The organism is Breoghania corrubedonensis, assembly GCF_003053845.1.
Lineage (GTDB): Bacteria > Pseudomonadota > Alphaproteobacteria > Rhizobiales > Stappiaceae > Breoghania > Breoghania corrubedonensis.
Genome location: NZ_QAYG01000010.1, coordinates 103,132 through 118,507 on the forward strand (window position 1 = coordinate 103,132; position 15,376 = coordinate 118,507).

Consider the following 15,376-nt stretch of genomic DNA (forward strand, 5'->3'; position numbering starts at 1 on the left):
CCGTCTGGCCGGTAATAAATCGAATTCGAAAAAAGTCAATCGGTGGCGATGCCTTTCAGGACGATGCTGGCATAATCGGCCGCGATTTCCTCCGCTCCCTTGCGCCCGGTCGGATTGTACCAACGCGTCATCCAGTTCAACATGCCGAGAATGCCGCGCGCCACCAGCGGCGCGTCCTCGAATGCGAAGTCGCCTGCGGCCCTGCCCTCTTCCAGGATACGGGTGAGAAAATCGGTATAGGCGCGGCGCGCAGCCATCTGTTCGGGCGTGAAGACGTAAAGATCTCCGCCGCGACCGATAAAGGCCGCGCGATAGTGATCGCGGTTGGCCGCAAAATAGGCGGCATGTCCCGCCATGAAGGCCGCGACCTGATCGGCCGGCCTGGCGGCAACATCTACCCGTGCCCTCGCCCAGTCGAGCATGTCGGACAGCACGGCCAGCACGATCGTGTCGAAGAGATCCTGCTTGGTGGCGAAGTAGTGATAGAGGCCGGCCTTGGTTACCCCAACGGCAGAGGCGACGTCCTGAAGCGACGTGGCGTCATACCCCTTGGCGGCAAAGAGCGCGGCGGCGGCATCGCAGATCGTGCGGCGCGGATCGCGCATTGTCGAGGGGCGGCCGGGGCGGGGCGACGGAGTGTCCTGGGTGCTCATGGGGGTCTTGGCTAGCCGATGCGGGCGGAGCGGGCAAATTCATTATGCACGGGACATCGCCACGGGCCTCGCAAGGTTGCCACAATCGCGCCGGACCTTCGGCATGCAAACTCGGGACTTCGACACCGAAACAATGCGCCCGGCACAAGGTCCGCACCACCCCGACACGGATGAGAGGCCCATGTCCGCACGACCGCTTTCACTCGCCGCCGCCCTCCTCATGGCTCTGTCTGTTCCCGCCGCTGCGGCCACGAAAACCATCTGCACGATTGTCGCCGAGGCGCCGAGCGGCAAGATCGTGAAGAAAGAAGGCATGTGCGACCGGCGCGTCACCCCCGCCTCCACCTTCAAGCTCGCCATTGCGCTGATGGGGTATGATTCCGGCTTTCTGATCGATACGCAGACTCCGGAACTTCCTTTCAAGAAAGGCTATATCGACTGGCGTCCGCAGTGGCGGCATGCGCAGACACCGCAGAGCTGGTTGCGGGAATCCGTCGTCTGGTATTCGCAGCAGATCACCCGACACCTGGGCGCTGAACGCTTCAAGGCCTATGTGGACGCCTTCGATTACGGCAACCGGGACGTTTCCGGTGATCGGGGCAAGGACAACGGCCTGACCAACGCCTGGCTCTCCTCCTTCCTGCGGATATCTCCCAAGGAGCAGATCGCCTTCCTCTTGAAGCTCGCCAACCGGGAATTGCCGGTCAGCGAGAAGGCCTATGAAATGACGGCCGCCATCTCCGACTACGACGTGCAGCCGTCGGGCTGGCACGTCCATGGCAAAACAGGAGCCGGGCTGCCGGTTCGCGCCGACGGCACGAAGGTCCGGGGCAAGGCTTACGGCTGGTTCGTCGGCTGGGCGGACAGGGGCGATCGCACGGTGGTCTTCGCCCGGCTCATACAGGACGGCGCGCCCCGCAAATCTCCCCCGAGTTTCCGGGCGCGGGATGGGCTGCTGAAAGACCTGTTCTCCACGGCGAACCCGCTGAAGTGATGCTTGCCGATCCTCGAATGCTCCCGCCTCCGCGCCTGCCCCGACGAAAAGAACAAAAAAACGCGTCCCGGCGAGACGTTGCCCGCCAGAATCGGAAATGATCGCGTATCCTCAATCAATAACGCGCACATGATGGGCCGTTGCCGCGCCGGGGAAAGCGATGATCGATTACGAAGCTGAATACAACAACCGCGCCATGGTGCCGGAACATCCCGACATCATCGCCGGGTGGGAACGCGATGCCGCCGCCTATCGCGAGAGCAGCCCTTGCGAGCTTGATCGCGCCTACGGCCTCGGCCCCCGCCTGTTCTACGACCTGTTTCATCCGACAGCGGGAACCGAGGCGCGCACGATCGCACTCTTCCTGCATGGCGGCTACTGGCAGTCGCTCGACCGCAAGCACTTCTCGCACATGGCGCGTGGGCTGAACGCGCACGGCTATGCCGTCTGCGTGGCGAGCTACGATTTGTGCCCGGACGTTCGCATCGGCGATATCGTCGGCGAGATCCGGGATCTGGCGACCTATCTTTGGGAAACGTACCGCAAGCCGGTCGTGACCTGCGGCCATTCGGCCGGCGGGCATCTGACCGCCGCGCTGCTGGCGACCGACTGGCGCGCACGGCGCCTGCCACCGGCCATCGCCTCCGCGGGCATGGCGATTTCCGGACTGTTCGACCTGCTGCCGCTGATCGGCACGAGCGTGAACACGGCGCTCAAGATGGATCAGAAGGAAGCGATCGCCAATTCGCCGATCGCGATGGGCATTCCCTATGGAACGAAGCTGATCGCCACGGTGGGGAGCGAGGAATCTGCCGAATACAAGCGCCAGAGCCGCGTCATCGTGGATTTCTGGAGTCGCGGCGGCATCGAGGCGAGCTTGCACGAAGAGGTTGGCGCCAACCATTTCACCGTCATCGCGCCGCTGGCCGATCCCGAAAGTTCCCTCGTTCACGATCTCGCCCAACTCGGCAAGTAGGCGTCGTACTTGACAGATCTCCCGCTGATGCGACGATCCAGCCTGTCAGGGCCGGCAAAACGGCGGGAGCAGATTTTTCAAGGGGCTCCCCTTCCCGCCTGCGACCTTGGCATTCATAGACCCCGGTCTTCCAACATAGACCCCGGTCTTCCAAGGACATGCGTTCCATCTAAATCAGAAGCGCCCGGAAGGCGCCTGAAACCAGCCTGGAGATACTTGCCGATGCGCACCGACGTGGCCCAAACCGTCCGCCTTGAGGACTACCGACCCACAGCCTATGCCATCGGCACGGTCGATCTCGACATCCGTCTCGCCCCCAAGGCGACCCGTGTGAATGCGAAGATCGCGTTTTCACCGCGTGAGGGAACCGCGCCCGGCACCGCGCTGGAACTCGCCGGAGACGAGCTGAAACTCGTCGGTCTGACGCTCAACGGCGCCCCGCTCAGCCCCGAGGACTACGAGGTGGGAGAGGACACCCTCACCATCAAGACGCCCCCCGAAGGTCCCTTCGTTCTGGAGATCGTCACCGAGATCGATCCGGACGCCAATTCCAAGCTGATGGGGCTTTATCGCTCGTCGGGCACCTATTGCACGCAATGCGAGGCCGAGGGCTTTCGCCGCATCACCTATTTCTACGACCGCCCGGACGTGCTCGCGGTCTACACGACCCGGATCGAGGCGCGCAAATCCGATGCGCCGATCCTGCTCGCCAACGGCAACCCGGTCGAGGCCGGCGACATCGAGGGCACCGACCGCCACTATGCCGTGTGGCACGACCCGTTCCCCAAGCCGTCCTACCTGTTTGCCATGGTGGCGGGCGATCTCGCCTGCGTATCCGACACCTACCGCACGCTCCTGAGCGGTCGCGAGGTCGAGCTTCGCATCTATGTGGAGCACGGCAACGAGACGCGTTGCGACTATGCCATGGACGCGCTCAAGCGCTCCATGCGCTGGGACGAGGAGGTCTTCGGCCGCGAATACGACCTTGACATCTTCATGATCGTCGCCGTCTCCGACTTCAACATGGGCGCGATGGAGAACAAGGGCCTCAACGTCTTCAACGACAAGTACGTGCTCGCCAATCCCGAGACCGCGACCGATCAGGACTATGCCGGCATCGAGGGCGTGATCGCGCACGAGTACTTCCACAACTGGACCGGCGACCGCATCACCTGCCGCGACTGGTTTCAGCTTTGCCTGAAGGAAGGACTCACCGTCTTCCGCGACCAGGAATTCTCCTCCGACATGCGCTCGCGCGCGGTCAAGCGCATCGCCGACGTGCGGCTGCTGCAGTCGCACCAGTTCCCCGAGGACGGCGGCCCGCTCGCGCACCCGGTACGCCCGACCCTCTACCGCCAGATCAACAACTTCTACACCGCGACCGTCTACGAGAAGGGCGCGGAGATCGTGCGCATGCTCAAGACGTTGCTGGGTGTGGAGGGCTTCAGGGCCGGCATGGACCTCTATTTCGATCGGCACGACGGCGAGGCCGCGACGATCGAGGACTTCATCAAGTGCTTCGAGGACGCCAACGAGGCGGACCTGAGCCAGTTCGCGCGCTGGTACGCGCAGGCGGGCACGCCGGCGCTCAAGGTTGCCGAGCACTGGGACGAAGCATCCAAGAGCCTCAGGATCGACATCGAGCAGTCATGCCAGCCGACACCCGGCCAGACGACGAAGCTGCCCTTCACCATCCCCGTGCGCTTCGGGCTTATCGGCCCCAACGGCGCCGACATGGAGTGGACCTCGGCTTCTGGCGCGGAGCTGCGCGATGACGTGATCATCCTCACCGACCCCAGGCACTCCATCACCTTCGAGGGACTGAGCTCCCGGCCGGTGACCTCGCTGCTGCGCGGCTTTTCCGCACCCGTTCGGCTCGCCGACGACAAGGACCGCGACGCGCTCGTCTTCCTCGCCCGTCATGACAGCGATCCCTTCAATCGCTGGCACGCGGTGCAGTCGCTCGCCATGCAGCTTCTGAAGCGGGGCGCCAGGACACCCGGCGCCCTCGCGACCGACGAGATCCAGGAACTGGCCTCGCTTATCGGCGAGGCCGCGGGCGACGGGAATTTCGAACCCGCCCTGCGCGCACAACTGCTGCAACTGCCCGCGGAATCCGATATCGCCCGCGAGCTGGGCACCGATGTCGATCCCGATGCCATCGCGGCCGCGCGCAAGGCGGTTCAGGTGGCGATTGCCGGTCATTGCGCGGAGAGCTTCGCGATCCTCTACGAGGCACTGGCCGACACAGGCCCCTATTCCCCCGATGCGGAGGCGGCCGGACGTCGGGCACTGCGGCTGACCGTGCTCGAATATCTGGCATGGATCGACGGCGAGGCGAGCGTGCGTACGCTCGGTCATTACAGGACCGCCAACAACATGAGCGACCGGCTGACGGCACTGCGGCTGCTGGTTCATCGCGCCGACGCGGGCGCACAGGAGGCGCTCGACGATTTCGAGGCGCGCTTTGCCAAGGATGCGCTGGTCATGGACAAGTGGCTGACCGTGCAGGCGACCGCCCCCTTCCCCGAGACGCTCGCGCGTATCCGCACGCTCACCGCCCACCCGACGTTTTCCTACGCCAACCCCAACCGCATACGCGCGCTGATCGGGGCCTTTGCCGCCGGCAACCAGACCCAGTTCAACCGGCCCGATGGCGCCGGCTTCGATTTCGTGGCCGATACGGTGCTGTCCCTCGACAAGCGTAATCCACAGGTTGCCGCACGCCTGCTCTCCGCCTTCCGCTCCTGGCGGGCGCTGGAGCCGGGCCGCCGCGCCCTTGCGGAAGCCGCACTGCGTCGCGTGGCCGAAGCCGGCGGTCTTTCAAGCGATGTTCAGGATATTGCCACGCGCAGCCTTCAATAGGCAGAATTCGCGTTGCCAGCACTTCGCTACTGGTTAACGCGAATGGTTAAGGCCTGTCCGGAGCCGTAGATTATTTTTTGTCTGCGGACTCTGGACAAGATGATTCGCGTGGATTCAAATGAAGCTGATTCGGGCGTGCGGCGTACATCGAATCCACGAGGCTGACAACCACTTTTGAAGGAAGTACGGATGGCGCGGGCCCTCATCGGCAACGCGACAGGGCGACGCTTTGGCTTTTTTTCCAGGCGATGGAAATCAGCAAACGCCCGTTCGTCGAAGACGACGCTCACCGGCCATATCCGGCTGCTGGCGCGCCCTGCCTATGCCCGCCTCGTTTCCACCGAAGGCATCCTTCGCCGCGCCATTCCCATCCTGAGCCTGCTGTTCGTGGCCTCTCTCGCCTGCTACCGGGCGGTCGAGATGACCAGCGAACACGCCGACACCGAAGCGCGGGCCCGCGACCAGCTCACGCTTATCGCCACCGCGCTCGCTGCGCGGCTTTCCTCCCAGGAAGAGAACCTTCCCGAGGTCGGCTATCAGGCCGCGTTGCGCAACGCGCTGGCAGAGGCACTGCCGCCGCGCGCCACCAGCTATGGCCGCCAGATCCTGGTGACCAATCCGGAAGGCACGGTCGTCGCCTCCGCCCCCTCGCGCCCCGACCTTGAGCAGCGCTCTCTGATCTCGCTGATGGGTCCCAACCAGCCGCTCACCACATTCGGTGCGCGTGCCGGTGTGCTGGAGATCACCGAGGCCGACAGCGACGAGGTGCTGGCCACCGTCCATCATCTCGACAGCAAGCTCGGTATGGTCGCCGTGGTCCAGTCGGTCGATGACATTTTCGCCGGCTGGCGCTCGTCGCTCCACGCCACCGTCACGCTGTTCGTGGGCACATCATCGGTGCTCATCGTCCTCATCTATGCCTTCTACAGCCAGGCCGCGCGCGCCGAACAGGCCGACGAGATCTACGATGCGGCGCGAACCCGCATCGACACGGCGCTCAATCGCGGCCGATGCGGCCTGTTCGACTGGGATCTCGGCCGCGGCCGGATGTTCTGGTCGGAAAGCATGTACGAGATTCTCGGCCAGCCGCCCAGCGACGAACTCGTCGGTTTCGCGGACTGGGCATCTCTCATGCACCCGGACGATGGAGACCTCTACGAGATCGCCTCCGAGCTTCTGGAAACGGGCGAGACGACCGTCGACCGCATGTTCCGCATGCGCCACGCGGATGGCTCCTGGATCTGGACCCGGGCGCGCGCCGAAGTCGTGCAGGAGCCGGGCGCAGCCTCGCCGCACCTCATCGGCATCGTGGTGGACGTGACCGAGCAACGCCAGCTTGAAGAATCCTCGCGCACCGCGGACCTCCGCCTTCGCGACGCCATCGAGACCATCTCCGAGGCCTTCGTGCTTTGGGATACCTCGAACGAACTGGTGATGTGCAACACCAACTACATGGAGCTGCACAACCTGCCGGCCGCGCGCATCCACGCCGGCATGCCCTATGCCGAGGTCATGGAAAACGCCCGCCAGCCCGTCATCACCACCCACATCAAACCGGCCGACAGCCTGCCCGCCGGTTCGCGCTTTTATGAGGCGCAACTGGAAGACGGCCGCTGGCTTCAGATTTCCGAGCGCCGCACCAAGGACGGCGGCTACGTTTCGGTCGGCACCGACATCACCGCGCGCAAGCTGCACGAAGAAAAGCTGATGGACAGCGAGCGGCGGCTGATGGCGACCGTCGCCGACCTGCGCCAGTCTCGCCAGAAGCTGGAATATCAGGCCCAACAGCTTGTCGAGCTTGCCGAAAAATACGCCGAGGAAAAGACCCGCGCCGAGGATGCCAACCGCGCCAAGTCCGAATTCCTCGCCAACATGAGCCACGAGCTCCGCACCCCGCTCAACGCCATCATCGGATTTTCCGAGATCATGGTGGGCGGCATGTTCGGCGAACTCGGCTCGGAGAAGTACGGCGACTATTGCCGCGACATTCACAAGTCCGGCACGCACCTGCTCGGCGTCATCAACGACATTCTCGACATGTCGAAGATCGAGGCGGGCCGGCTGGACCTGTCGTTCGACGAACTCAACCTCGCCAGCTTCATCGACGAGACGATGCGGGTGATCACGACGGAAGCGGACGCCAAGGAAATCACTGTCGCCCGCGACGTGGCGCCCGATCTGTCTGTCAACGCCGACAGCAAGGCGGTCCGGCAGATTCTCCTGAATCTGATGTCGAACGCCGTGAAGTTCACGCCCAAGGGCGGAAAGATGACCGTTAAGGCCCGCCCCAGCGGCAAGGCCTATGTCGCGATCTCGATCACCGACAACGGCATCGGCATCGCCCGCAAGGATATCGACCGGCTGGCAAGCCCCTTCGTGCAGGTGGAGAACCAGTTCACCAAGAGCCACCAGGGCTCCGGCCTCGGCCTCGCCATCGCCCGTTCGCTGGTCGATCTCCACGACGGTACCATGGAGATCAAGTCGCGGGTCGGCGTCGGCACCACGGTGACGGTCACCCTGCCGATCAAGCAGGGCGACGGCACGCCGCGCTTGACGGCAGCGGACGAAAGCGACGCGGGAGAGGCCCTGCGGGCCTGAGATCTAAGGCGCGCCGCCCCCTTCCTTCCTCCCCCTTTTCACCACCCCGCTTGCGACTGGGACGAGCACGGTTTGCCTGTGCCGCGGATCACGCTTCAACAAACTCGCGAAAGCACGTCATCTGACGATTTTGCAGCGCTCTCGCACGTCGAGAAACACAGAAGCCCGGGAAATCCCGGGCCTCTGCCTGTCGCGCATCGCATCCTTGCGGCCGATGTCTCGCAAGCGCGAGCACCGCACAAACTGCCTACTTGATGACGGCGGCCCCCGCCTTGGCGACGCTCTCGTCCTCGTCCACGCTGCCGCCGCTGACGCCGATCGCGCCGACGATGACATTGTTCGCATCCACCAGCAGCACACCGCCGGCGAACAGGATCAGACCGTTATTGCTGGCCTCTATGCCATAGAGCGGCTGACCGACCTGGGAAACGGCCCCCAGGGCACGGGTGGTCATGTTGAAATAGCGGGCCGTGACCGCCTTCTTGATCGAGATATCGATGCTGCCGATAAAGGCGTCTTCCTGACGGACAAAGGCCTTGAGGTTGCCGCCCGCATCGACGACGGCGATATTCATCGGCACCTTGATTTCTTCGGCCTTCTTCAGTGCCGCCGCGACGATCTTCTGCGCTTGCGCCAGGGTGATATCGCCCGGCAGGGTCTTGACGACATCGCCCGCGAAGGCAGAAACGCCGCCAAACAACACAAGCGAGAGAGCGACAATCCACGAAAACAGCATTTTCCGCATGGTCGGTTCCTTTAAGCTGTCTATCGGGTCAGTACTTTGTACAAACCCGCGCCACATCGAGCCGCAGATCCCCCTCGACCGACAGCAATCCCGAATAACCGCCCGCCCTCATCAAATAAATTCGAGACCAGATCCCGACTACGCCCGTCATTGCTTGGACGCAACAGTCTCCAGACCACCCATACAATTTGCCACATGCGGAAAGGGACGCTTGTACGGCCCTTTCTTTTTGAATCGGTACAAGAATGACGCAGCTCTGAAAGCCTCTTTGCCGATCAGATCGAGGCAATCCGATTGGCGGATGCGCCGGAGCATACGCTTTCCGATCAAATGGATCCGTTTGATCGGAAAGCGCGCTAGCGCGTTTCATGGTTTGGCGGAACCGGATCGCAGGTCTTCGCGCCGCTGCCCATCCCTATCCGTTGCAAGCCCCATTCATCAGATAGAATGGGCCACGCGCCTCCGTCTAACCGTGAATTGCCCTAACGCCGGCCGGAGGTGTCCGGCTGCCATTCGGCGGTGATGCGGGTGCCGGGCAGCGCCGCGGCGACATCCTCCGCGGTGTGGATTTCGCCTCGGGCAGCGCCTTCCAGAAGCCTGGTGCCGTCGAGGCCGCCATCCGGCCCGAACAATGCCAGACGCAAAAAGCCGCGCGGATGGGGCAAGGTCTCAATGAAGGCGTTCAGCGCCTCGCCGGATGCCTTCGGCAGGAACGCGTCGGGGCTGGCCGCGATCCAGACCGTACCTATCTTGCGAACGCGATCCATGACCGTATCGGGCTCAGCCGCGACCGCGTTTCCGAGCAGACTTCCGAACGTCTGGACGAAAACCTGCTCGAACTGGCCGTGAAAGCCGCTTTCAAAGGTGATCTCGTTGACCCGTACCTTCGACACTTCCTCTATCGTCTTGAGCCTGCGCGTCGGATCCACGTTCGAAAAGGAGGCTGTCATCCTCGTGTCGTTGTCGCCAAGCGAATCCACGGAGAAGTCGGAGATGACGAGTTTGCGGGTTTGCGGATCCCACTCATAGGCCAGATGCAGGTCCCTCTTGCCGGCCTCGGCGCCAACCCGCAGGGTCCATCGGAACCACTCCATGTCGCTTTTGCCATCGAGCGCGGCGGAGGGGTCGGGATAGGCGCCGACCACGGTCAGATCGACGGCAAGCGGAGGCCGTCCTTCGCCAAGCGCGCCAAGGTCGCGCCCCGTCCAGGTGATCGCGTCGGCCCGCAGCAGGGGCGTATACGTCGAGGCCCCCCGGGCCCTGACCACGATCCCTTCCACATGGCAACGCCCGTCCACCACCGTGACCGGGCCGTCCGTCGTCACGTCACCGCCTTCGTTCAGGCCGACGATCGCATCGAAGGTGTTCCGGCAATCGCTTTGCGTCATCGTCTCGTTTGCGCTCGCAGAACCGATGACGGCTCCGCCAGCAAGCAGCATGGCGATCAGTGTCTTCACGCAACAGTCCTTTTTCGTCGCGTCGCTTCAGGGCATCGGGTGGCCAACCCTGTATACGAAAAGGGCCGCAATTGCGGCCCCTCTCTTTTCTCATGTCGCAAGCGTCGGCTGCGTCGGGCTTACTGTGCCGCGTCGCTGTCGTCCGAACGGCCATTGTCGAGATCGGCCGGAGCAGAGGACGGCGTATCGTCGTCCTGCATTCCCCAGCCCGGCATGCCACGGCCCATGCCGCCATAGCCCATGCCATTCGGCATCATGCCGCCGCGTATCCCTGCCTGGCAGGGGCCGCCTTTGCCCCAGCCACGATGATGACCGCCCCAGCCGCCGTGTCCTCGGCCCATCATCGGCATCATGACGCCCACTTCCTCGGCATCGACCTCACCGTCATTGTTTCGGTCGAGCAGAGCAAAGCGCTTGGCCCGGAAAGTGTCGAACTCTTCCTTGGTCACGTTACCGTCGCCGTTGGCGTCGAAGGGCGCGGACATACGCGCGACACGCTCTTCCATCCGCTTGGTCATGGCCTGAACGATTTCATCCCTGGTGACCGTGCCGTCCTTGTTCGTGTCGAAACGCGCGAAGAAGGGGCCGGCTTGGCCGAGAAACTCGTCCTTGGTCACCTTGCCGTCCTTGTTCGTATCCATCATCTGGAACATCCCCATCCTGGGGCCGCCCGGACGACCGTCGGGGCCGCCGGCCGGGCCGTTCGCCCCGGGCTGCATCCGGCCCTGTGCCACCGCAACACCGGCGAAGGCGGACGCCGCCACGGCGATACCGGCGCCGGAGAGAATGAGTGCGCGGGTTAAGGTCTTCTTCGATTTCGCTGTCATAGCTTATGCAACTCCTCTTGCATCGATATCCTGGATGCTTTTCAGGATTGCAACATGACAGCGGCTGGCTGAACCCCGGATGAACCGCGCCTTCATTTTTCCTTTTCTTTTGCTTCCCGTGATTTCACTGCACCGACTATCTTTTCGAATGTTTTCCGGACCGCACTTTGCGTTTCCTTCACATACACTTCGAGCCGTGCAAAATCGGTCTGATGAGCGGAACGGGCGATCAGTTCCAGAACGCCGACCGGCGCGGCGTCGCGGTCGAAGCCCTCGCCGACCGACAGGCGCAGGATCTGGGTCAGCGTGTGGTAGAGCCGGATGGCGGGAACGAGGACCTCCGCATCGCCGACCGGCAGCACGCCTGCCTCCGCCGCGCGCGCAAGCGCCGTCTCCGTCGTCTGCGACAGGATTTGCGGATGTTCGGCCGCGTGCGCGAGCTGCAGGTACTGGGCGATGAACTCAATATCGATGATGCCGCCGGCCACCGTCTTCAGCGCCCAGATGTCGCTGGTGCCCTTTTCCGCCTCGATGCGCGCCCGCATATCGGCGACATCGGCGCGCAACGCCGCGTCGTCGCGCGGCCGGCAGAGAATATCGCGAATGACCGCCCGCACCTTTTCCGCCAGCCCTTCATCGCCCGCGATCACGTCGGCGCGCGTCAGCGCCATGTGTTCCCAGGTCCAGGCGTTTTCCGCCTGATAGACGGAAAAAGACGACAGGCGGGTGGCGAGCGGCCCGGCATTGCCCGAAGGGCGCAGCCTGAAATCGACTTCATACAGCGAGCCTTCCGCCGTCGGCGCGGAAATCGCGGCAACAAGGCGCTGCGTGAGCCGCATGTAATATTGCGAGGAGGAAAGCGCGCGCCTCCCGTCCGAGGCCGTCACCTCGTCAGGAAAGTCGTAAAGCAGGATCATGTCGAGGTCGGAGGTCGGCGTCATCTCCAGACCGCCGAGCTTGCCCATGGCGAGCACGACCACCTCGCCGCCCGGCACCCGGCCGGAGACCTCGGCCAGATGGTCGGCGGCGCGCACCAGAAGTGCACGCACCAGCACACGCGCGAGCCTCGAATAGGCACGGCCCGCCTGACCCGGATTGAGCGTGTCGGACAGAAGCCTCACGCCGATCAGGAACATCTGCTCCTGACCGAAGATGCGGGCGCGGTCGAGCGCGTCCTCGTAGGAACGCGCCTGGGCGAGCGTCGTCTCCAGCCGCTCGGCGAAATCGGCCTCGCGCGGCATATCCTCGTAGAAGCTTGGATCGAGGATAGCGTCGAGCACGCTGGCGCGCTGGGAGACAATCTCCGACATGCGCGGCGCCTCGCCCATGATGGTGGCAAGCAGCGACAGCAGATGCGGATTGGCGTGCAGCAGCGAAAAAAGCGGCACGCCGGCCGGCAGCCGCGACAGGAACCTGTCGAAGGCCATCAGCGCGGCATCGGCGTTGGTGGTGCGGCCGAGCGCATCGATGAGCACGGGGTGAAGCTCGGTCAGCCGCTCGCGCGCCTTGGCGGAGCGCGTCGCGGGATAGCGCCCGAAATGCCAGGACTTGACGATGCGGATCGCATCGAGCGGCCGCTTGAAGCCGATGCGCGACAGCGTCTCCAGCGTGTCGGGATCGTCGTCGTCGCCGGTGAAAACGAGATTGCCCAGCTCCGACGACAGTTCCGGCTCCGCCTCGAAGAGATCGGCATAGTGCTTCTGGACGATCTTCAGCCGGGCACGCAGGGCATCACCGAAGCTCTCCACGTCGGCGAACCCCATCAGGGCCGCGATGCGCATCACGCCCTCGTCCGTCTCCGGCAATGTGTGGGTCTGCTCGTCGTTGACCATCTGGATGCGGTGTTCGACGCAACGCAGAAAGCGGTAGGCCTCGTCGAGTTCGGCGCGCGCCTCGTCGTCCACCCAGCCCTCGGCCCGCAACCGCCCCAGCATCTCAAGCGTACGCCGGCTGCGAAGTCTCGGGTTACGCCCGCCGGCGATGAGCTGCTGGGTCTGGACGAAGAACTCGATCTCGCGGATGCCGCCGCGCCCGAGCTTGACGTTGTGCCCGGCAACCGCGATCGCCCCGTGGCCCTTGTGGGCGTTGATCTGGCGCTTGATGGAGTGAACGTCGGCGATGGCCGCGAAGTCGAGATGCTTGCGCCAGATGAAGGGCGAGATCTCGTGCAAAAAGCTCTGCCCGGCCTTGATGTCGCCAGCACAGGGGCGCGCCTTGATCAGCGCCGCACGCTCCCAGTTCTGCCCCATGCTCTCGTAATAGATCAGCGCGGCGGGAACGCTCATGGCGATGGGCGTGGCGCCCGGGTCGGGGCGCAGGCGCAGGTCGGTACGGAAGACGTATCCGTCGGCGGTGCGCTCCTGCATGATCTTGACGAGCTTCTTGGTGAGCCGCACGAACTCCACCGGCGCCTCCGCACCGGCCGCCATTGGCGCGACATGCGGATCGTAGAGCACGATCAGATCGATATCGGAGGAATAGTTCAGTTCGCCCGCACCGTGCTTGCCCATGGCAAGCACGATCCAGCCGCTGTCCTTCGCCGGGTCTTCCGGATCGACCGGCTCGAACTTGCCCTTTCCGGCAAGCTCGGTGAGCAGGAAGCGGATCGTGGCATCGAGCGCGGCATCGGCGAGCGCGGTCAACGAGGCCGTCACCGGTTCCAGCGGCCAGGTGCCGGAGAGATCGGCGAGCGCGACCGCAAGCGCGGCCTCGGCCTTGGCGCGGCGCAGGTCGTGTTCAAGGGCGGCCTCGCTGTCGGGCCGCAGCGCGCGCACCTCGTCGAGCAGGCGAAGCACGAAGTCGGCAGGATCGCTCTCCAGGATCCGCGTCAGGCGGTCCGGCTCGGCCATCGCGAGATCGCGCAAGTAAGGTGCGTTGGCGAAAACGCCTGCGAGAAACGGCTTGAGCGCATCGTCGCGCGCCAGAACCGCCTCAAGGCGTGCAGCGCCCTCGCCCGCCTTTTCGACGATGTCATTGATCACCTCGCCATTGGGGCCGCCTTCGGGGACATCGGGCACGATATCAATGCGCTCGGCAAGCGGGCCACCCCCGCACAGGGCTTTGATCGCGGCCACCACCGTCCCGTCCTCGTCGCCCGCCGCCCAGTTCATGAGGTTATCTCCACCCTTGTGCTTTGTTGCCATCCCGTTTGCCAGTTTCGAGGGGCGCTGTCATCCCTGACGGAGGGTGGAGCACCGGTCGGTCCGGGAGAGCGCCGTCGTTACCGTCTTGCTGTCCCCTCTCCATCGCGCTTAAATGAGTGTATCGCATACGGTTTCATGCCCCGATCTCCACGGCGTGGTCCCCATTTCCGTCGCCATCCGAGAATGGATCGTTTTCAACGACAAGATGTGTGTTGCGATGCAATTCAGAATTCACTTGATACGGCTCCTGCTTGTCTGCGCCTTCGCCCTCGACATTCTTGCTCCCGCCGCAGCCGACGAAATTTGGCAAGGACTGGAGAGTGGAGATCTCGTCGCTGTGGAAACCACGGGGCCGCTGGCGACCTTCCTGAAGCAGGCGACGGGCAGCCGTCTGACGCATATCGGCATCATGCGAAACACCGGCGGCGGCCCCTATATCATCGATTCCACACCGCAGGAGGGCGTGTTCGAAGCCGATATAGAAGCCTTCATCGCGCGCGGGATTGCAGGTCATTACGCGGTCTATCGTTTCGACGGGCTTGAACACCCCGCCCAAGAAAACCACCCCGCCATTAAGGCGGCATACGACCACCACTATCTGAAACCCTACGACCCGTTCTTCAGGCGGGAAACGTCGACGTTCTACGATGCGGAACTCATCTGGACAGCCTATGCCGAGGCCGGGGCCGAGCTTGGGGAATTTCAGCGCCTACGGGACCTTGGGGCCGATACGCCCGAAGGCCGCGCGATTTTTCTTCACGACTGGCGACACAATCCGGGCTGCAAGAGCACAGCAAGCGCAGGTTTCGAAGCATGCTGGGAGAGGATCCTCGACCACAAGATCATCACCCCGGCAAGCATCCTGCGCGACCCGAGGCTGCGGCGCGTCCATTCCACCTTTCCCGGCGAGCGCTAGATCGTTTCATGGTTCGGCGGAACCGGATCGCGGGCAATTATGCTGGGGCCCATCCTTCAAGACGGACGCTTCGCGTCCTCCTCAGGATGACGTTGTGTGTGTTGCCGCTTCCGCAGAAATAACAACACGATAACGTCATCCTCAGGAGGCCCGCAGGGCCGTCTCGAAAGATGGGCGCAGCCTCCGCCCAACCGCGGCCGCC

The 15,376-nt window shown here is 63.9% G+C and carries 10 protein-coding genes; 5 read left to right on the plus strand and 5 right to left on the minus strand.

From position 1 onward, the window contains the following. Window positions 1–35: 35 nt before the first annotated feature. Complete coding sequence (locus tag C8N35_RS19975; RefSeq protein WP_107991497.1) at window positions 36–653, minus strand: TetR/AcrR family transcriptional regulator; 618 nt, start codon at window positions 651–653, stop codon at window positions 36–38. Between the two features lie 181 nt (window positions 654–834). Here C8N35_RS19975 and blaOXA point away from each other — a divergent pair, with 181 nt between their 5' ends. The 4 genes from blaOXA to C8N35_RS19995 all read left to right on the plus strand — a co-directional run bounded on the left by blaOXA (window position 835) and on the right by C8N35_RS19995 (window position 8,086). Further along, window positions 835–1,647 carry a class D beta-lactamase gene (gene blaOXA / locus C8N35_RS19980; protein ID WP_107991498.1) on the plus strand — a complete coding sequence of 271 codons (813 nt, stop codon included), beginning with the start codon at window positions 835–837 and terminating at the stop codon, window positions 1,645–1,647. A 160-nt stretch (window positions 1,648–1,807) separates the two neighbouring features. Then, window positions 1,808–2,623, plus strand: coding sequence for an alpha/beta hydrolase (locus C8N35_RS19985; RefSeq protein ID WP_107991499.1), 816 nt, complete (start codon window positions 1,808–1,810; stop codon window positions 2,621–2,623). Window positions 2,624–2,845: 222 nt separating this feature from the next. Continuing rightward, complete coding sequence (gene pepN, locus C8N35_RS19990) at window positions 2,846–5,488, plus strand: aminopeptidase N (protein ID WP_107991500.1); 2,643 nt, start codon at window positions 2,846–2,848, stop codon at window positions 5,486–5,488. A gap of 189 nt (window positions 5,489–5,677) precedes the next feature. Beyond that, the gene (locus C8N35_RS19995) at window positions 5,678–8,086 is read left to right on the plus strand and encodes a PAS domain-containing sensor histidine kinase (protein WP_107991501.1); all 2,409 of its coding nucleotides are present in this window, start codon (window positions 5,678–5,680) and stop codon (window positions 8,084–8,086) included. Window positions 8,087–8,333: 247 nt separating this feature from the next. On the opposite strand, the gene C8N35_RS20000 is transcribed toward C8N35_RS19995, so the two are convergent. The 4 genes from C8N35_RS20000 to C8N35_RS20015 all read right to left on the minus strand — a co-directional run bounded on the left by C8N35_RS20000 (window position 8,334) and on the right by C8N35_RS20015 (window position 14,225). After that, complete coding sequence (locus C8N35_RS20000) at window positions 8,334–8,831, minus strand: GlcG/HbpS family heme-binding protein (RefSeq protein WP_107991502.1); 498 nt, start codon at window positions 8,829–8,831, stop codon at window positions 8,334–8,336. 482 nt (window positions 8,832–9,313) lie between these two features. Then, window positions 9,314–10,288 (minus strand): hypothetical protein, encoded by a 975-nt coding sequence (locus tag C8N35_RS20005; protein ID WP_107991503.1) that lies wholly within the window; start codon window positions 10,286–10,288, stop codon window positions 9,314–9,316. Between the two features lie 119 nt (window positions 10,289–10,407). Then, window positions 10,408–11,115, minus strand: coding sequence for an EF-hand domain-containing protein (locus C8N35_RS20010; RefSeq protein WP_107991504.1), 708 nt, complete (start codon window positions 11,113–11,115; stop codon window positions 10,408–10,410). A gap of 92 nt (window positions 11,116–11,207) precedes the next feature. Continuing rightward, window positions 11,208–14,225, minus strand: coding sequence for a bifunctional [glutamine synthetase] adenylyltransferase/[glutamine synthetase]-adenylyl-L-tyrosine phosphorylase (locus C8N35_RS20015; RefSeq protein WP_107991505.1), 3,018 nt, complete (start codon window positions 14,223–14,225; stop codon window positions 11,208–11,210). 250 nt (window positions 14,226–14,475) lie between these two features. Here C8N35_RS20015 and C8N35_RS20020 point away from each other — a divergent pair, with 250 nt between their 5' ends. Next, on the plus strand, window positions 14,476–15,174 hold the full coding sequence (locus C8N35_RS20020) for a YiiX/YebB-like N1pC/P60 family cysteine hydrolase (protein WP_170122190.1): 699 nt from the start codon (window positions 14,476–14,478) through the stop codon (window positions 15,172–15,174). The last annotated feature ends 202 nt before the right edge of the window (window positions 15,175–15,376 follow it).

Excerpts from the sequence above, each read along its gene's own strand:
- C8N35_RS19975 (WP_107991497.1), bottom strand. The coding sequence starts at position 653 with ATGAGCACCCAGGACACTCCGTCGCCCCGCCCCGGCCGCCCCTCGACA.
- blaOXA (WP_107991498.1), top strand. The coding sequence starts at position 835 with ATGTCCGCACGACCGCTTTCACTCGCCGCCGCCCTCCTCATGGCTCTG.
- C8N35_RS19985 (WP_107991499.1), top strand. The coding sequence starts at position 1,808 with ATGATCGATTACGAAGCTGAATACAACAACCGCGCCATGGTGCCGGAA.
- pepN (WP_107991500.1), top strand. The coding sequence starts at position 2,846 with ATGCGCACCGACGTGGCCCAAACCGTCCGCCTTGAGGACTACCGACCC.
- C8N35_RS19995 (WP_107991501.1), top strand. The coding sequence starts at position 5,678 with ATGGCGCGGGCCCTCATCGGCAACGCGACAGGGCGACGCTTTGGCTTT.
- C8N35_RS20000 (WP_107991502.1), bottom strand. The coding sequence starts at position 8,831 with ATGCGGAAAATGCTGTTTTCGTGGATTGTCGCTCTCTCGCTTGTGTTG.
- C8N35_RS20010 (WP_107991504.1), bottom strand. The coding sequence starts at position 11,115 with ATGACAGCGAAATCGAAGAAGACCTTAACCCGCGCACTCATTCTCTCC.
- C8N35_RS20015 (WP_107991505.1), bottom strand. The coding sequence starts at position 14,225 with ATGAACTGGGCGGCGGGCGACGAGGACGGGACGGTGGTGGCCGCGATC.
- C8N35_RS20020 (WP_170122190.1), top strand. The coding sequence starts at position 14,476 with ATGCAATTCAGAATTCACTTGATACGGCTCCTGCTTGTCTGCGCCTTC.